This window comes from Pseudomonas sp. WC2, from assembly GCF_050586545.1.
In the GTDB taxonomy this organism is placed as follows: Bacteria; Pseudomonadota; Gammaproteobacteria; order Pseudomonadales; family Pseudomonadaceae; genus Aquipseudomonas.
In genome coordinates this window covers 111,986-130,304 of record NZ_JBOBDR010000001.1, presented here as the reverse complement: position 1 = coordinate 130,304, position 18,319 = coordinate 111,986, and the positions used below count along the sequence as shown (strand labels likewise).

Here is an 18,319-nt window from a genome sequence, read left to right as displayed (position 1 = left end):
GAGCTAGCCCTGCTAGCGATTGGGCGTTACACAAATCGATTGTCAGGCCGAGCCAGGCCAAGGTTCTCGCGCAACGTCCGACCCTCATACTCGGTTCTGAACAACCCACGCCGCTGCAGTTCCGGGACCACGCCGTTGGCGAAGTCTTCGAGGCCGCCCGGCAAGTGCGGCACCAGCACGTTGAAACCGTCCGCCGCACCCTGCTCGAACCATTCCTGCAAGCGATCCGCGATCTGCTCCGGCGTGCCAACCAGGCTGTAATGCCCACGTCCGCCAGCAATCTTGCGTCCGAGTTCAGCAAGGCTCAGGTTGTCCCGGCCCGCCAGTTCAGTGAGCAATTTCTGCCGGCTCTGCTGACCGCTGTCCGTCAGCGGCAACTCGGGCAACGGCCCGTCCAGCGGGTACTTCGACAAATCGAAGTTGCCCAGCATACGCCCAAGCAAGGCGACGCCAACCTCAGGTTCGACTAATTGCTGAAACGTTTCATATTTTTCCTGCGCCTCAGCTTCGGTGTCGCCGACCACGACAAATACCCCCGGCATGATTTTCAGCGAATCGGCGCTGCGCCCGTACTTGGGCAGACGTCCCTTGAGGTCGGCGTAGAACGCCTGAGCGTTGGCCAGAGACGTCTGCGCGGTGAACACCACTTCAGCCGTCTGCGCCGCCAATTCACGCCCAGTCTCGGAAGAGCCGGCCTGCACGATCACCGGCTGCCCCTGCGGCGAACGCGCAACGTTCAGCGGGCCTTTGACCCGGAAGTGTTCGCCAACGTGATCCAGCACATGCAACTTCGCCGGCTCGTAATACGCCCCGCTGGCCTTGTCGCGCACAAAGGCGTCGTCCTCCCAGCTGTCCCAAAGCCCGGTCACCACTTGATGAAATTCGCGCGCCCGGCTGTAGCGTTCGGCGTGGCCGATATGTTGGTCGCGGCCGAAATTCAGCGCTTCGGCAGCATTGTCCGAGGTCACCAGATTCCACCCCGCTCGCCCGCCCGAAAGGTGATCGAGCGACGCGAATTTTCGCGCGACGTGATACGGCTCGTTGTAGCTGGTCGTCGCCGTGGCGATCAGACCGATGTGCTCGGTCACGGCGCTCAGCGCCGAGAGCAACGTCAGCGGCTCAAAGTGATCCGAGCGCGCCATGCGACTGGCGATGTCCTGGGTCGGCGCGGCGACGCTGTCGGCGACGAACAACGTATCGAACTTCGCCGCTTCGGCGATCTGCGCCAGACGTTTGTAGTGGGCGAAATCCAGCCCCGCATTGGCCGGTACTTCCGGATGACGCCACGCCGCCACGTGGTGCCCGGTGGCCATGAGAAATGCGCCGAGTTTCAACTGTCTGCTCATCGTCAGAAATCCTTGCGCAATTGCACGCCGAAGTAGCGCTCGTCATCCCGTGGCACGGCGCGGTAGATGTAGTTGCCACCGCTGGCGAGCACCGGCGAGTAAGACTTGTCGGTGAGGTTTTTGCCGAGCAACGCAACACGCCAGCCATTGCTGTAATCGGCCAGAGCGACGCTGGCGTTCCAGATACCGTAAGCGCCCTGTTTGGTGTCGACGTTCTGGCTGATGTCGTACTGCACTTCGCTCTGCCAGCTGTAGTCGGTGCCGAGTTCGATATCCAGACCGTTATCCAGCGGGATCGAGTAGTCGGCGCGCACGTAGCTTTTCCAGTCCGGGCTGAATGGCAGCGGTTTGCCGTTGACGTTGCACGACGCCGCCGCGCCCGCCGGGCAGGCGAATTCGTCGATCCGTGCGCGGGTGTAGGCCAGTGCGCCGGACAACTTCAATTGCTGGGTCGCTTGTAAGGCGTAATCGAGTTCGACGCCCTCGGTGCTGACGCTGCCGGCGTTGATCAGACGCGTCACCACCTGGCCGGCAACGGTGTCAAAGAAGTTCGCCTGATAGTTGTCGTAATCGCTGTGGAACACCGCGAGGTTGGTGGTCAGGCGATTGTTCCAGGACGTGGCCTTGATCCCCGCCTCCCAGGTATTCGAAGTCTCCGGTTTGAGGGCTTCGGTGTCGCGCGGCTGCATGTTGAAGAACACGTTGTAGGCCGGGCCTTTGTAGCCGCGCGAGTAGGTTAGGTAAGTGGTGACCGCATCGCTCAAGTCGTACTGCACACCGAGGCGGCCGGACCAGCCGTCTTCGTCCACTGAACCGGAACTGCTGGTGGCCGGTTGGATACCGCTGACCGTGGTTGCCGACGTCGAGACGCGGCGGTGGTCGTATTCCAGATCATCGTGGGTGTAGCGCAGGCCGGCGATGCCGCGAAAGTCGGACGTGAAGTTCAGCGTGCTCTCGCCAAACACGGCGTAACTGTCGCTGGTGGTGCTGTAATCGGCGACGCCACGGTCGGTACGCGTGGTGGTTGTCAGCGTGCGCTGATAGGTTTCGTCGTCTTTGCCGTGCATGTAGAACAGGCCGCCAACGTATTCGAGAAACTCACCTTTCGACGAGGCCAGACGCAGCTCTTGCGAGTACTGATCGAAGGCCAGATCGCCCTTGTCCGCCGTGCCGGGAAACGCAGCCGTCACGGTGCCGAGACGATCGCCATCCTGATACTGGGTGTTGTCCCAGCCGCGCCATGCGGTGATCGACGTCAGGGTGTAATCGCCCAATTGCCAGTCGAGCTGGCCGGACAGGCCTTTGTTGGTGTCTTCAACGTGAGAGCGAGTGTCGGTGTTGATGTCGCGGTTGTGGCTGGAGGCATAGGCCGGGCTCAGCGCATTGGCGAAGGCTGGGGTCAGCGACTTGCTGACCACACCGTTGGGGCCGTCGTCGTGGGACTGCATGTAGTCGGCGATCAGGGTGAAAGTAACGTCGTCATTCGGGGTGAATTCAAGTTTGCCGCGCACGCCGCGATGGTTGTAGCCGTTGACCTCCTGACCGTTATGTTCGTTATCGACGTTGCCGTCGTAGGTGCCGAACAGCGTGCTGATCGAGCCTTTCAACGTGTCCGGAATCAGGCTGCCGCCAATGCCGAATCGAGTACGGCTTTCGTTGCCGCTGTAGTACGACTGATCGATGTAGCCATGGGTCTCGGCGGTCGGCGCCTTGCTGGTGATGTTGAGCACGCCAGCCGAGGCGTTCTTGCCGAACAGCGTGCCCTGCGGACCGCGCAAAACCTCGACGCGCTCCAGATCCAGCAGATCCAGGGTCGCCTGTCCCGGACGCGCATACACCACGCCATCGATTACGGTCGCCACGGTCGGCTCGACGCCTGGAGACGTGGAAATCGTACCGACACCACGCACAAACAACGACGTGTCTTTGTTCGACGCGCCGGTGCGGAAATTCAGCGATGGCACTTGCTGAACGATGCTTGCCACGCCGTTGCGGTTATCGCGTTCGAGCTGCTCGCCGTCGATCACCGAGACGGCGACCGGGACCTTTTGCAGCGACTCTTCGCGGCGAGTGGCGGTAACGGTCACCGACTTCAGTGTCGGCTCTTGCTCGCTATTGTCAGCGGCGACTGCATTGGGCAGCGGCAGCGCCGCCAACCCCGTCAATAACCAGCCAGCGGCGCGAATCGATTGCGCCAGTTTGTGTGTCGCCCCAGGAATGTTGTGCATGTTCTGCCCGCTCGAAATTGGCCCTGATCCGCTGCCGTTCTGCGACGACAGCGCCTGAATCGATGTCTTGGGCATTCGCTCGAGCGAGTAGCAGACAACGCGCTTTGTTAGCGCTAACATCACTAATATTGGCCATCCGCACATAGACCGTCCAATACTGAAAAATTAGTTTTATATGCGATTTGGTTTTTAACAAGGATCGAACCATGAGCGAAGAAAAGCCCCGCAAACGCCGTGGCGCCGGACGTGTGACCCTGAATGCGGTAGCACGCGAGGCGGGGGTGTCGGCGATCACCGTGTCGCGCTACTTCAATCAGCCCGAACAAGTCTCGCCCGAGCGCCGCGAGCGAATCGCCGCGGTCGTGGCTGAAATGGGTTACGTGCCGAATCTGGTGGCGGGCGGGTTGGCCTCGGCGCGGGGGAAAATCGTCGGCATGGTGATTCCGAATATCTCAGGGCCGATCTTCGCCAACACCATTCAAGGCTTCAGCGACACCCTCAGCCGTCATGGTTATCAGCTGTTGCTGGCATCGAGTTACTTCAGCACCGAGCAGGAAGAAAACGCCGTGCGCGCGTTTCTCGGCTGGTCGCCGGCGGCACTGGTGCTGACCAGTCACTTTCACAGCGCAGGCACGGAAAAGATGATCGCCGAGGCGGATATTCCGGTGATCGAAACGTGGGATTACCAGCCGGATCGCGAGCCGATGCAGATCGGGTTTTCGCATTCTGAAGTGGGCGTGACGGCTGCAAAATATCTGCTGGGGAAAGGTTATCGACGCATCGCTTTCGTGCAGAACAGCGCGCCAGGCGACTTCAGCGCCCTGGAACGCCGCGATGGTTACGCGGCGACTTTACAAGAATCTGGCCTGGAACCCTGGGTGTTCGCCCCCGACGCTGACCGCGCACCATTCGAGGCCGGCAAACAGGCGATGGACGCCTTGATGAACGCCTCCCCGCCCCCCGACGCCATCATCTTCGCCAACGACAACCTCGCCGCTGGCGGCCTGCTCGCCGGCCAACGCGCGGGTTTGAAAATCCCGGAAGACTGTGCCGTCCTCGGCTTCGGCGACTACCCCTTCGCCGAGATGCTTTTGCCCAGCCTAAGCACGATCAAACCACCGGCGCTGGAGATTGGCGTACTCGCCGCCACGCGCGTTTTGGAAAGTCTCGGTGTATTACCGAGCGACGAAGTACAGCGATTGAATCTGTTGCAGTGTCAGGTCATCGAACGCGAAAGCAGCTGACTGTCCTATACCGACAGTTCGCGCAGCGCAGCCGCCGCGAGGAAGCCGGAGCGGGAGCGATAGCGCTGGTCACGGCGGACTGTCTGGTCAATACGCTCAAGCAACTGCTCAGGCAGCGTGGCGTTGAACCGCACTGACTTGCCGAAATACGGAGTGATATCAAAATCGACCACGCCCCAGATCCCTCCCGCGTAATCCGGGTTATCGAGATGCGCATCAATATCCCGCACCTGCGGCAATGGTGCGCCATCGGCAACCAAACCCTCATAGTGAAGCGCCAGTGCTTCCTGAGTGTTTTCAAAAGCATCTGCGACGGTGGTACCTGCGGAGAAGCAGCCCGGGACATCCGGGATTATCACTCCGTAGTCTGAGTCGGCATCCTTGTGCAGAACAACCGGGAATTTCATAGGAAAACCCATTCTTCAAGCCATTTAGTGCCGGCAACTATAAGCGTAACTCTCGGCGAGTAATTCAAACGACACATCCTGAAATTGATCGTTATTTGAGAGCTAACTCTGCTCTGCGAATCGACATCGCGCACTAGCCACAGACTATCAATGGTCAGATAAAAGAACAGTAGGCTGGATTGGCTATGCTCTAGATAACACCGAGGTGGGCCCTTCGCGAGCAGGCTCGCTCCCACAGGGATGTTCTGTGTACATGAAATTAATCTCCAGCCGAGATCCACTGTGGGAGCGAGCCTGCTCGCGAAAGCGGTCTTTCAGGCAATACACACCCACCAGGCTGAACCCGCCATGCACACCGCCATCATCATTTTCTTCGGTCTGGTCCTGCTCGCGCTGATGCTCTACATCGGCGAGCGCATCGGCTTCAGCCGGCAGACCATGGCCTACAGCTTCGCCGCCCTGTGGCTGGCGTTGACGGTGATTAACGGCGCGGTGGGTGTGGTGCATGCGAGGCAACCGCTGGGTTCGGAGATAGCGATTGGCAGTGCGGTGTTCGGCGTGCCGCTAGCGGCGATGGTGTTGTTTATGGTGCTGAGCGCCGAGTCTTGAGAAGACCCGGCGCTCAGGCGCCAATCAACGCACCAGATGCAGGAACTGCATGTGGCGTTCGTACTGGTCGAGGATGTCGTTGATGATCTGCTCTTTAGTGTAGCCGACCAGATCGTAGTCCTGACTGCCCTCGCTCAAGTGCACTTCGGCACGGTAGTAGCGACGATTATTGAGCTGCTTCGAGCCCATCCCGCCACGCGCAAACGACGGCGTGAAGTAACCGCGCATCTGCACTTGGTAGATGAACGGATGCTGCTCGCCGTGGCCGATTTCCAGGCTGATGTTGTCGTGCGTCGGGTCCGGTTGCGTCACCACATTCAGACCTTTTTCGACAAACACTGCCGTCACTTCTTCAATCGCCGGACGCACCGTGGTGTCCATGAAACGGTACACCTCGTCACGCGACGGGAAGTGCACCGCCTGACTCAGGCGCTGACGCCAGCCGCCGGTGCCGCGTCGCGAACCGGAGACCGGTGCCAGCGAATGCAGCTGCGCAATCTGCTTCTGCGACTCGAGATAGAACGCCTTGTGCAGGCCCCACATCATCAGCAACAGAATCAGCGAGAACGGCAACGACGTCAGCACCACCGCCGACTTCAGCGCATCGATGCTGCCGGAGAACAACAGCGCACTGGTGATCAGCGCGGTCATCGCGCCCCAGAACACTCGCAGCCATTTCGGCCCGTCTTCGTCCGGGTTGCCGCCCTTGGCCGACAGCGTCGACAGCACCACGGTGCCGGAGTCAGCAGAGGTGACGAAGAACACGAAGCTGATAAACACCGTCACGGCGATGACGGTTTTGCTCCACGGGTAGGTTTCCAGCAACAGGTAAATACTCATCGACGGGTTGTCGATGGCCGACATGCCCAGCGCGCTCATGCCGTGATTGAGCACTTGATCGAGGGCGCTGTTGCCGAAGATCGACATCCACGCGAGGGTGAAGCCAAGCGGAATCAGCAGCACGCCGAAAACGAATTCACGGATGGTGCGGCCACGGGAAATCCGCGCGATGAACAGGCCCACGAACGGCGACCATGCAATCCACCAGGCCCAGTAGAACACTGTCCAACCGCCGAGCCAGTCACTCGGTTTGTCGTAGGCATAGAGGTCGAAACTCTTCATCGGCAAGGCGCCGAGGTAGTCGCCAATATTCTGGATCAAGGTATTAAGCAGATGCTGGGTAGGCCCGGCGAACAACACGAACAGCAGCAGCGCACAGGCCAGCAGCATGTTGATGTCGGACATCACCCGCACGCCCTTATCGACGCCGGAGACCGCCACGATGATCGCCGCGCCCATCATCAGCGTGATCAGGCCGACCTGAATCCACTGGGTGTGAGCGATGCCGAACAGGTAGTCGAGACCGGAGTTGAGGTGCAGCACACCAAAACCCATATCGGCGCCCAGACCGAACACCGTGGCGATGATGCCGAAGCCGTCCACCGCGTAACCGATCGGGCCGTTGATGCGTTTGCCGATCAACGGGTACAGCGCCGAGCGCAGCGCCAGCGGCAGGTTGTGGCGGTAAGCGAAATAGGCCAGCGCCATGCCGACGAAGGCGAACACGCCCCAGCCATGCAGGCCCCAGTGCAGAAACAGAATCTGCATTGCCTGACGCGCCGCATCCGCCGTGCCAGCCTCGCCTTGCGGCGGCTGCAGCATGTGGGTCAGCGGTTCAGAGACGCAAAAGAAGAACAGCGTGATGCTGATCCCGGCGGCGAACAGCATGCCGGCCCAGGACAGGTAACTGAATTCGGGCTCGTCGTGGTCGGCACCGAGTTTTATCTTGCCGTAGCCGGATAAGGCGGTGACCACCACGAAGACCAGATACAGGGTCATCGCGAGCATGTAGTACCAGCCGACCGTGTTGGCCGCCCAGTTTTGCGCTTCCAGCAGCCAGGCGCCGGCCTGTTCAGGAATGGCGATGACAACGAGACCAAACAGCAGAATGACCGTCGCGGCAAAGTAGAACACCGGCGGATTCATGCGCACCAGACCGCTGGCGGGGGTGGACGATGCACTCATGAAACGTGCACCTCGAGGGATTTAGACGTGGCTGAAATGATCGGACTCAGCAAAGGCAAGCCTCCTGTTGTGAGCGGGCAGCGAACCACCGGTTTAACTTGAATGAACGTTCAAGTTAAACATGGATGGGGTGGTTAGGACTAATCGTACGGCCAAGCGGTAGTTTTCCTACGCTAGCTCAAGGATGGGTATGACGCGGGTTTGAGGGGATTCGTTCACTGCAGAATTGGCTGATGGCCATTATCTCGATTTGGCCTGAAACCATTCGCGAGCAAGCTCGCTCCCACATCTGAAACGCATTCCATTGTGGGAGCGAGCTTGCCCGCGAAGAGGTCGGCAGCCGCGAAGCGAATTGAGGAAGCCTACTTCTGCGTCCCGTCATCATGCTGCAGATTCGCCTGGGTCAAATTGCACCCGGCCGGGACACTGCGCGTCAGCCAGACATTGCCGCCAATGGTCGAACCCTTGCCAATGGTGATCCGCCCAAGAATCGTCGCCCCGGCGTAAATCACCACATCGTCTTCAACGATCGGGTGGCGCGGATGGCCCTTCTGCAACTGGCCGTCTTCATCCGCCGGGAAGCGTTTGGCGCCCAAAGTCACTGCTTGATAGATCCGCACGCGCTCGCCAATGATCGCCGTCTCGCCAATCACCACGCCCGTGCCGTGATCGATAAAGAAGCTGCGGCCGATCTGCGCGCCCGGATGGATATCGATGCCGGTCGCCGAATGGGCGATTTCCGCGCTGATCCGCGCCAGCAACGGCAACCCTGCGCGATACAGATGGTGGGCCAGACGATGGTGAATCACCGCCAGAATCCCCGGGTAGCACAGCAGCACTTCATCCACGCTGCGCGCCGCCGGGTCACCGTGATAAGCCGCCAGCACATCGGTGTCGAGCAGGGTGCGCAAGCCCGGCAAGGCCAGGGCAAAATCCTGCACGATCTGAATCGCACGGGCCTCGACTTCGTTGTCAGCCTGCGCGCTGTGGCGGGCGACGTAACGCAGCTCCAAGCGCGTCTGCGCCAACAAAGCATTCAGGGCGACATCAAGGGTGTGACCGACGTAGAAATCTTCACTCTCTTCGCGTAGATCCACCGGCCCCAACCGCATCGGGAATAGCGCACCACACAGCGCTTCGAGGATTTCAGCCATCGCCGCCCGCGACGGCAACTCGCGACCACCCTGCTCGCCGGACGCCCGGCCGTTCTGTGCCCGCCACTGATCCCGCGCGCTGCGCAGTTGACTGACGATGGTCTGCAATTGCCAATGGCTGGAACGCTCGCTCACGGTAAAGACTCCTCACGGGCGGCCGGACTGTCTGGCCGCGTCAACGGCGACTACTTTACGGCATGCTCGCGAGGGCGAATTAAGAACCGATAGTGCTGGCCTCAGTCGATTTGGCTATAAGGGATTTGCGGTTGCCCCGGCAAAAGTGCGTGCCTATAGTCCTTTCATCTTTCTCCGCCAGTACGGACTCATGATCAAGAATCAGCTGGAACGCTTTAATCGCCTCGACCTGCTCAGCCACCCGACGCCACTGGAAAAACTCGAACGCCTGTCCGCATGGCTCGGTCGCGAGGTGTACATCAAACGCGATGACCTGACGCCGCTGGCCATGGGCGGCAACAAGTTGCGCAAGCTCGAATACCTCGCCGCCGATGCTCTGGCACAAGGCGCCGACACGCTGATCACTGCCGGTGCGCTGCAATCGAACCACGTTCGCCAGACCGCAGCGCTGGCCGCCAAACTCGGTCTCGGCTGCGTGGCCCTGCTGGAAAATCCGCTGGGGACCGACGACAGCAACTACACCGGCAACGGCAACCGTCTGTTGCTGGATCTGTTCGACACCAAGGTCGAGCTGGTCGACAACCTCGACAACGCCGACGAACAATTGGCCGCTCTCGCCGTGCGCCTGCAAAGCAACGGCAAGAAACCGTACCTCGTACCGATCGGTGGCTCGAATGCGCTGGGTGCGCTGGGTTACGTGCGCGCCGGTCTGGAGCTGGCCGAACAGATCAAGGACACCGGCCTCGATTTCGCTGCGGTGGTGTTGGCCTCGGGCAGCGCCGGAACGCACAGTGGCCTGGCCTTGGCGTTGAGCGAAGTGTTGCCACAATTGCCGGTGATCGGCGTAACGGTTTCGCGCAGCGAAGAAGATCAGCGGCCGAAGGTGCAAGGCCTGGCCGAGCGCACGGCGGAACTGCTCGGCGTCGAACTGCCGGCGGATTTCAAGGTCGAGTTGTGGGACGAATATTTCGGCCCGCGTTATGGCGAGCCGAATGCCGGGACGTTGGCGGCGGTGAAATTGCTGGCCAGTCAGGAAGCGGTGTTGCTCGATCCGGTGTACACCGGGAAGGCAATGGCGGGGTTGCTCGATGGGATTGGTCGTCAGCGATTTGATGAAGGCCCGATCATCTTCCTGCACACCGGCGGAGCGCCGGCGCTGTTTGCCTATAAGGATTACCTCTGACAGATCGTTCCCTCGCTCTGCGTGGGAATGCAGCCCGGGCCGCTCCGCGTCCCTTCGACGCTGGAACGCGGAACGTCCCTTGAGGCGTTCCCACGCAGAGCGTGGGAACGTTCACATATGCATATTAGATCTATCAAATCATATATTAAGTATTTTCAAGTCTAAAGCAGACATCTTATAGTCTCGCCGCAGGCGAATTTCGCGCAAGACGCATACGCTGCTTTAGGGCACGATAACGCAGGCGCACGAATCACGAATTCGCCAACTTTCCTTTAGCGTCTTCCATAAGAAAACACAGGGGCTCGTCATGAATTTTTCCGCACTACGTCGCAATCTGCTGGTGGGTTCGCTGGGCCTGGCGCTGAGCGCCGGTCTGATCGGCCAGGCAGTGGCCGGTGAGCAGCTGCAACAGATCAAGGACAAAGGCGTTATCAACGTCGGCCTGGAAGGCACCTATCCTCCGTTCAGCTTCGTCGATGCCGACGGCAAACTGTCCGGTTTCGAAGTCGAGCTGTCCGAAGCGCTGGCGCAAAAACTCGGCGTCAAAGCCAAGGTCCAGCCAACCAAATGGGACGGCATCCTCGCGGCGCTGGAATCCAAGCGTCTGGACGTTGTAGTCAACCAAGTGACCATCTCCGACGAGCGCAAGAAGAAGTATGACTTCTCCGAGCCTTACACCGTTTCCGGTATTCAGGCGCTGGTGCTGAAGAGCAAAGAAGCGGCGCTGAACATCAAGACCGCCAATGATCTGTCCGGCAAGAAAGTCGGTGTCGGTCTGGGCACCAACTACGAGCAATGGGTCCGCGCCAACGTGCCGGGCGCTGACGTGCGCACTTACGATGATGATCCGACCAAGTTCGCCGACCTGAACAACGGTCGCACCGACGCCATCCTGATCGACCGTCTGGCCGCCCTCGAATACGCCAAGAAAGCGCCGAAAACCGTCGCCGCCGGTGAAGCCTTCTCCCGTCAGGAAGCCGGTGTGGCCCTGCGCAAAGGCGAACCTGAACTGCTGGCCGCCGTGAACAAGGCCCTTGATGAGCTGCGTGCCGACGGCACGCTGAAGAAACTGTCGGAGAAGTACTTCAACGCTGACGTCACTCAATAATGGAAGAAGCTTTCCAACTCGCACTGGACTCCGCGCCCTTTCTGCTCAAGGGCGCGTATTACACGGTAGTCCTCAGCCTCGGCGGGATGTTCTTCGGCCTGCTGCTGGGCTTCGGCCTGGCGTTGATGCGCCTGTCGCGCTTCAAATCGGTGAGCTGGCTGGCGCGCATCTACGTGTCGTTCTTTCGCGGCACGCCGTTGCTGGTGCAACTGTTCGTGATCTATTACGGCTTGCCGCAATTGGGTCTCGAACTGGATCCGCTGCCGGCGGCGTTGATCGGCTTCTCGCTGAACATGGCCGCCTACGCCTGTGAAATTCTGCGTGCCGCAATCGGTTCGATCGAACGCGGTCAGTGGGAAGCCGCTGCGAGCATCGGCATGACCCGCGCGCAAACCCTGCGTCGGGCCATCCTGCCGCAAGCGATGCGCACGGCGTTGCCGCCGCTGGGCAACAGCTTCATTTCACTGGTCAAGGACACGGCACTGGCCGCCACCATTCAGGTGCCGGAACTGTTCCGTCAGGCGCAGTTGATTACCGCCCGGACTTTCGAAGTCTTCACCATGTATCTTGCCGCCGCGCTGATCTACTGGATTCTGGCCACGGTGCTTTCGCACTTCCAGAACAAGTTGGAAGAGCGGGTCAATCGGCACGACCAGGAGTCCTGACGATGATTGTCGTGGAAAAACTGACCAAGCAATTCAAGGGTCAGGTCGTGCTCAACGGCATCGACCTCGAGGTCAAGGAAGGCGAAGTCGTCGCGATCATCGGCCCCAGCGGTTCGGGGAAGACGACGTTTCTGCGCTGCCTGAATTTCCTCGAAACACCCACCAGCGGCCGGATCAAGGTCGGCGATATCGAGATCGATACCAGTCGCCCGTTGAACCAGCAGCAAGCGCTGGTGCGCAACCTGCGCCAGCACGTCGGCTTCGTGTTCCAGAACTTCAACCTGTTCCCCCATCGCACCGCGCTGGAAAACGTCATCGAAGGCCCGATCGTGGTCAAGAAGATGCCGCGCGAGGCCGCCATTGCCCTGGGCAAAAAGCTCATGGCCAAGGTCGGTCTGGCGGGCAAAGAGGACGCTTATCCGCGTCGTCTGTCCGGCGGTCAGCAACAGCGTGTGGCGATTGCCCGGGCGCTGGCGATGGAGCCGGAAGTGATCCTGTTCGACGAGCCGACTTCAGCCCTCGACCCGGAACTGGTGGGTGAAGTGCTGGCGACCATTCGCGGTCTCGCCGAAGAGAAACGCACCATGGTCATCGTTACCCACGAAATGGGCTTTGCCCGTGACGTGGCCAACCGAGTGGTGTTTTTCGACAAGGGCGTGATCGTCGAACAAGGTGAAGCCAAAGCGTTGTTTGCCAATCCGAAAGAAGAACGCACCAAACAGTTTCTCAGCAAGTTTCTGAATCACGCCTGAGAACTTTCAACGCGCCACGGTCAACTTCCACGGATGGAAGTTGCACTTCTTCGCATTGAATACTTACTCCGCAACATCCAACGTTCAAACCTACTAACTTCCTCATACATATATGTTCTGCAACAGATACGACACGCGATAACTTTGCCGCACTTCCCAGAGCCGCGTAGAAAAACAACGGCATTGCAGACGGTAAAAACAGCGGAAAACTGTAGCCCTATTCGCCATCCCGACTAGGCAGAAGCCCTCAGCCATGTAGGAAGCTTCTGATTAACCCGTAATTCATGGATTAACTAACTCCGTCCCTTGACTCCCCTTCCCGCACCCTCTTATCTAGTGGTCAAGCGCTTCAAATTAGTTCATTCATCCAGCACTTTGTGGCAACCAAAGCAGCCTGTTGTATTGCCTGTTAATTCACGCCTTTTGTTTTTTCAGAAACGGACTTCGTTGCTACGCTTCAAGGAGAGAAACCGATGACCCGCACTTCGCATACCCTCGAACTGGCAGCGCCGACGCTGGCGCTCGCACAGAAAACCGGCATCAACCTGACAGCGGCCGAGAACCTGCTGGTCGACGTGCAGCCCTATCCCGGCATGGACGCGGGCGACTTGATCGAGCTGTTCTGGAACAACTGCTACGTCGCATCCCGTGTACTGACTGCCGAAGATGTCGATGCACCGGTCAGCTTGCGCGTGCCGGAGAGTTTCGTGATCAGCGGCGCGGCGCGCATTCACTATCGGGTGATGCAGGTCGGTCAGGGGCCCGCGCTGTCGTCGGCGACGCGGGTGCAAGTGAAACTCGATTGCCCCGGCGGTCAGCCTTCCGCGCTGTGCGGGGACGAAAACCAGCAACTGGCGCCGGTCACGCTGCCCGACACCATTCGCCGCCAGGGCGTCAATCCGAACCAGATCAAACGCGGCGTGCCGCTGACCATCGAGCCGTACCTGAACATGGCCGAGGACGATGAAATCACTTTGCGCTGGGGCGATGTGCGCATGGACCTGGCGCGGATCACGGCAGCGGATGTCGGCCTGCCGATTCAGGTCTGGGTGCCACCCGCAGTGATCGTCGAAGCCGGCGAGGATCTGCGCCTCGATGTGACCTACTGCGTCATCGACCGGGTCGGCAATAACTCGCGCTGGGCACCGCCACGAACGTTGAAGATTGGCTGCGTGAATCCCTACCTCAAAGTGCCACTGAAGCCCGTTCTCAAAGCTGCGGAATCCCGAAAGCCTTGAGTCGTTCCTGTGGTGGCGAGGGAGCTGGTTGCCTCGCCGCTGAATCTCCCCCGCCATCGAAAAACCAGTTAACCAACCCGACCATCACCCCTTCTATACATATTCCTAAAAGTTAGTTTATTTAATATTTATACACGCTTAGGGTATATGGACCGGACCACCGGACATTCTTTCGTTCGCCGCACTTTTGCGGCGTTTTTCATGAGATGTGAGGTAGGTAGTATGGTCCGGAACACAATCACCCCAGTGCAGATCGCCAGGGCATTGCGTGCAGCCAAGGAGCGGCACTGATGTCCAGTCTGGCAGATGCAAACGTCCAGTCGGATCTGGACATCGCCCCGTTGTTGTTGCCTGCGCAGGTGTTGCGCAACGACGCCCAAGCCATCAAGGCCGCCCATGATCTGGCGCAAGTCGCCCGCGTGCAGGCCGCCAAACGCGATCGTCAGCGCAAGTTGCCGTGGTCGGAAGTCGAACAGTTCACCCGCAGCGGTTTAGGCAGCATCGCCATCCCGCGCGAATACGGTGGCCCGCAGGTTTCGTTCGTCACGCTGGCCGAGGTGTTCGCGATCATCTCCGCTGCCGACCCGGCGTTGGGGCAGATCCCGCAGAACCAGTTCGGCATCATCAATCTGGTGCTCGGCAGTGCCACCGAAGAGCAGAAAAAGCAGCTGTTCCAGAGCGTGCTGGAAGGCTGGCGCATCGGCAATGCCGGCCCGGAACGCGGCACCAAAAATACGCTGGAATTGAAAGCGCAGATCACTGCCGACGGCGACGATTACGTGATCAATGGGCAGAAGTTCTATTCCACCGGCGCGCTGTTTGCGCACTGGGTCGCGGTCAAGGCGCTCAACGATGACGGCAAACAAGTGCTGGCCTTCGTTCGGCGCGGCACGCCGGGTCTGCGCATCGTTGATGACTGGTCGGGCTTCGGCCAGCGCACCACCGCCAGCGGCACGATTCTGCTGAACAACGTGCGCGTCGAATCGAGCCTGGTCGTCGACAACTGGAAGATCAACGACACCCCGAACACCCAAGGCGCCGTGTCCCAGTTGATTCAAGCGGCCATTGACGCCGGCATCGCCCGAGGCGCCATCGACGACGCCATCGAGTTCGTCAAAACCCGAGCGCGGCCATGGATCGATGCCAAGGTCGAACGCGCGAGCGATGACCTCTACGTGATCGCCGATATCGGCAAACTGAAAATCGAACTGCACGCCGCTGAAGCGCTGTTGCGCAAGGCCGGCAAGGTGCTCGATCAGGTGCACGCCGCGCCGCTCACCGCCGAGTCCGCCGCCCGCGCATCGATTGCCGTGGCCGAAGCGAAAGTGCTGACCACCGAGATCTCTTTGCAGGCCAGCGAAAAGCTGTTCGAGTTGGCCGGCAGCCGCGCCACCCTCGCCGAATTCAACCTCGACCGTCACTGGCGCAACGCCCGCGTGCACACGCTGCACGACCCGGTGCGCTGGAAATATCACGCGGTCGGTGCCTATCGCCTCAACGGCACTCTACCGGCTCGCCATTCCTGGATCTGACGACCGCACACTTTCTCAAGTGCAATGGAGAAACCTATGACTTTTTCCCATCACGTCGCGGTCATTACCAGCGATGAGCAAGCCCTGATCGTCGCCAGCGACCTGGCCGAAGATTTCAAACGCGACAGCGCAGTCCGCGACCGTGAACGTCGCCTGCCACTGCCGGAACTCGACGTATTTTCCCGCTCGGGCTTGTGGGGCATCAGCGTGCCCAAGGAATACGGCGGCGCTGGCGTGTCCAACGTAACGCTGGCCAAAGTCATCGCCCTGATCGCTCAGGCCGACGGCTCGCTCGGGCAGATTCCGCAGAACCATTTCTATGCACTGGAAGTGCTGCGCGTGAACGGCAGTCACGCGCAAAAACAACGGCTGTACGCCGAAGTGCTCGCCGGCCAACGCTTCGGTAATGCGCTGGCGGAACTGGGCACAAAAACTGCTCACGACCGCGTCACCAGCCTCAAACGTGACGGCGACGGTTATCGCATCAACGGTCGCAAGTTCTATTCGACTGGTGCGATTTACGCCCAACGCATTCCGACTTCGGTTGTCGATGAAAGCGGCGTGCAGCAACTGGCCTTCGTCCCACGCGACAGCAAAGGCCTGAGCGTGATCGATGACTGGAGTGGTTTCGGCCAGCGCACCACCGGCAGCGGTTCGGTGGTATTCGAAGACGTCTACGTCGCTGCTGAAGACGTGATCCCGTTTCAAAGCGCCTTCGAACGCCCAACCACCGTTGGCCCGTTGGCGCAAATTCTTCACGCCGCCATCGACACCGGCATCGCCCGCGCCGCTTACGAAGACGCACTGCACTTCGTGCGCAGCAAGACGCGCCCTTGGATCGATTCCGGCAACGACAAAGCCACCGAAGACCCGTTGACGCTGAAGAGCTTCGGCCACTTGAGCATTCGTCTGCACGCCACCGAAGCCTTGCTCGAACGCGCTGGCGAATTCCTCGACGCGGCGCAAGCCGGGACCAACGCACACACCGTGGCCGCCGCTTCGATTGCCGTCGCCGAAGCACGGGCGATCAGCACTGAAATTTCCTTGGCCGCCGGCAGCACGCTGTTCGAACTGGCGGGGAGTCAGGCCACACTGATTGAGCACGGCCTCGACCGTCACTGGCGCAACGCCCGCGTGCACACCCTGCACGATCCGGTGCGGTGGAAATATCACGCGGTGGGGAATTACTACCTCAACGATGAAAAGCCGCCACTGCGGGGCACCATCTGATGAGCGCTGCGAAAAAGAAGATCCTGCTCAACGCGTTCAACATGAACTGCATCGGCCACATCAACCACGGTTTGTGGACGCATCCGAGGGACACCTCGACCCACTACAACACCATCGAATACTGGACCGAGTTGGCGCAGTTGCTGGAGCGCGGGCTGTTCGACGGACTGTTCATCGCCGACATCGTCGGCGTGTATGACGTCTATCAGAACTCGGTCGACGTCACGCTGAAAGAGTCGATCCAGTTGCCGGTCAACGATCCGTTGCTGCTGGTATCGGCGATGGCTGCGGTGACCAAAAACCTCGGCTTCGGCCTCACCGCCAACCTCACCTACGAACCGCCGTATCTGTTCGCCCGCCGCATGTCGACGCTCGATCATCTGAGCCGTGGCCGTGTCGGCTGGAACATCGTCACCGGTTACCTCGACAGTGCTGCGAAAGCCATGGGTCTCAGTGAACAAGTCGAACATGACCGCCGCTACGATCAGGCCGATGAGTACCTAGAAGTGCTCTACAAACTCTGGGAAGGCAGCTGGGAAAAAGGCGCGGTGCTCAACGACCGCGAGCAACGTATCTACGCCAACCCGGAGAAAGTGCACAAGGTCGAGCACAAGGGCGAGTTCTATCAGGTCGAGGGTTATCACCTCTGCGAGCCGTCACCGCAGCGCACGCCGGTGTTGTTTCAGGCCGGCAGTTCCGATCGCGGTTTGCTGTTCGCCGGGCGTCACGCCGAGTGCGTGTTCATCAGCGGCCAGAACAAGCCGTCGACCAAGGTTCAGGTCGACAAGGTGCGCGCCAGCGCCGTCGAGGCCGGGCGCAATCCTGAAGACATCAAGGTGTTCATGGGCCTCAACGTGATCGTCGGCGCGACCGAACAAGCCGCGTGGGCCAAGCACGCCGAGTACTTGAGTTACGCGAGTGCCGAGGCCGGCGTGGCGCATTTTTCCGCCTCGACCGGCATCGACTTCTCCCAGTACGAAATCGACGAACCGATCCAGTACGTGAAGAGCAACGCCATTCAATCGGCGACGAAAAACCTGCAGAACAACGACTGGACGCGACGCAAATTGCTCGACCAGCACGCCCTCGGTGGCCGCTACATCACCGTGGTCGGTTCGCCGGAGCAAGTGGCGGATGAGCTGGAATCGTGGATCGCTGAGACCGGCCTGGACGGTTTCAACCTGACCCGCATTGTTACGCCGGAAAGCTATGTCGATTTCATTGATCTGGTGATTCCGGAGCTGCAGCGGCGCGGGTCGTACAAGACCGCGTACGACCACGGCAGCTTGCGCGAGAAGCTGTTTCACGGTGAGGCGCAGCTACCGGAGCAACACACCGGATCTTCGTACCGGCATTAAAAGCTTCGCGAGCAGGCTCGCTCCCACCTTTGGAATGCATTTCCCTTGTGGGAGCGAGCCTGCTCGCGAAGAGGCACGACCAGACACCAAACATTTATGCACTGA

General features: G+C 60.0%; 15 protein-coding genes. 10 read left to right on the top strand and 5 right to left on the bottom strand.

Annotation, left to right across the window (positions count from 1 at the left end):
- Positions 1-26: 26 nt before the first annotated feature.
- Positions 27-1,346 carry an LLM class flavin-dependent oxidoreductase gene (locus tag ACQ4OE_RS00580; protein ID WP_430945309.1) on the bottom strand — a complete coding sequence of 440 codons (1,320 nt, stop codon included), beginning with the start codon at positions 1,344-1,346 and terminating at the stop codon, positions 27-29.
- A gap of 2 nt (positions 1,347-1,348) precedes the next feature.
- Complete coding sequence (locus ACQ4OE_RS00575; RefSeq protein WP_430945308.1) at positions 1,349-3,574, bottom strand: TonB-dependent receptor; 2,226 nt, start codon at positions 3,572-3,574, stop codon at positions 1,349-1,351.
- Between the two features lie 206 nt (positions 3,575-3,780).
- Between ACQ4OE_RS00575 and ACQ4OE_RS00570 the strand changes: the two genes are divergently transcribed.
- Positions 3,781-4,818 (top strand): LacI family DNA-binding transcriptional regulator, encoded by a 1,038-nt coding sequence (locus ACQ4OE_RS00570; RefSeq protein WP_430945307.1) that lies wholly within the window; start codon positions 3,781-3,783, stop codon positions 4,816-4,818.
- Between the two features lie 5 nt (positions 4,819-4,823).
- Here ACQ4OE_RS00570 and ACQ4OE_RS00565 read toward each other — a convergent pair whose 3' ends face one another.
- Entirely contained in the window at positions 4,824-5,225 is a 402-nt protein-coding gene (locus tag ACQ4OE_RS00565; protein ID WP_122594043.1) for a type II toxin-antitoxin system HicB family antitoxin, read from the bottom strand.
- Positions 5,226-5,573: 348 nt separating this feature from the next.
- Here ACQ4OE_RS00565 and ACQ4OE_RS00560 point away from each other — a divergent pair, with 348 nt between their 5' ends.
- Complete coding sequence (locus ACQ4OE_RS00560) at positions 5,574-5,834, top strand: hypothetical protein (RefSeq protein ID WP_122594044.1); 261 nt, start codon at positions 5,574-5,576, stop codon at positions 5,832-5,834.
- Between the two features lie 24 nt (positions 5,835-5,858).
- Here the strand turns inward: ACQ4OE_RS00560 and betT are convergent, their stop codons facing one another.
- Positions 5,859-7,820 (bottom strand): choline transporter BetT, encoded by a 1,962-nt coding sequence (betT, locus tag ACQ4OE_RS00555; RefSeq protein ID WP_430945484.1) that lies wholly within the window; start codon positions 7,818-7,820, stop codon positions 5,859-5,861.
- A 401-nt stretch (positions 7,821-8,221) separates the two neighbouring features.
- On the bottom strand, positions 8,222-9,148 hold the full coding sequence (epsC, locus tag ACQ4OE_RS00550; RefSeq protein ID WP_122594046.1) for a serine O-acetyltransferase EpsC: 927 nt from the start codon (positions 9,146-9,148) through the stop codon (positions 8,222-8,224).
- A 190-nt stretch (positions 9,149-9,338) separates the two neighbouring features.
- Here epsC and ACQ4OE_RS00545 point away from each other — a divergent pair, with 190 nt between their 5' ends.
- The 8 genes from ACQ4OE_RS00545 to ACQ4OE_RS00510 all read left to right on the top strand — a co-directional run bounded on the left by ACQ4OE_RS00545 (position 9,339) and on the right by ACQ4OE_RS00510 (position 18,214).
- Positions 9,339-10,331, top strand: coding sequence for a D-cysteine desulfhydrase (locus ACQ4OE_RS00545; protein ID WP_430945306.1), 993 nt, complete (start codon positions 9,339-9,341; stop codon positions 10,329-10,331).
- Positions 10,332-10,638: 307 nt separating this feature from the next.
- Positions 10,639-11,439: a cystine ABC transporter substrate-binding protein gene (tcyJ, locus tag ACQ4OE_RS00540; protein WP_064388998.1), complete on the top strand. Its 801-nt coding sequence runs from the start codon at positions 10,639-10,641 to the stop codon at positions 11,437-11,439.
- Entirely contained in the window at positions 11,439-12,104 is a 666-nt protein-coding gene (gene tcyL / locus ACQ4OE_RS00535) for a cystine ABC transporter permease (RefSeq protein WP_007918741.1), read from the top strand. The genes tcyJ and tcyL overlap by 1 nt, the downstream gene beginning before the upstream one ends.
- Positions 12,105-12,106: 2 nt before the next feature.
- A complete protein-coding gene (gene tcyN, locus ACQ4OE_RS00530; RefSeq protein WP_430945305.1) occupies positions 12,107-12,856 on the top strand; it encodes an L-cystine ABC transporter ATP-binding protein TcyN in 750 nt (249 codons plus the stop codon).
- A 473-nt stretch (positions 12,857-13,329) separates the two neighbouring features.
- On the top strand, positions 13,330-14,094 hold the full coding sequence (locus ACQ4OE_RS00525) for a hypothetical protein (RefSeq protein ID WP_430945304.1): 765 nt from the start codon (positions 13,330-13,332) through the stop codon (positions 14,092-14,094).
- A gap of 290 nt (positions 14,095-14,384) precedes the next feature.
- Positions 14,385-15,626, top strand: coding sequence for an SfnB family sulfur acquisition oxidoreductase (locus tag ACQ4OE_RS00520; protein ID WP_430945303.1), 1,242 nt, complete (start codon positions 14,385-14,387; stop codon positions 15,624-15,626).
- Between the two features lie 36 nt (positions 15,627-15,662).
- Complete coding sequence (locus ACQ4OE_RS00515) at positions 15,663-16,856, top strand: SfnB family sulfur acquisition oxidoreductase (RefSeq protein ID WP_430945302.1); 1,194 nt, start codon at positions 15,663-15,665, stop codon at positions 16,854-16,856.
- The gene (locus tag ACQ4OE_RS00510) at positions 16,856-18,214 is read left to right on the top strand and encodes an LLM class flavin-dependent oxidoreductase (RefSeq protein ID WP_430945301.1); all 1,359 of its coding nucleotides are present in this window, start codon (positions 16,856-16,858) and stop codon (positions 18,212-18,214) included. The genes ACQ4OE_RS00515 and ACQ4OE_RS00510 overlap by 1 nt, the downstream gene beginning before the upstream one ends.
- Positions 18,215-18,319 lie beyond the last annotated feature (105 nt).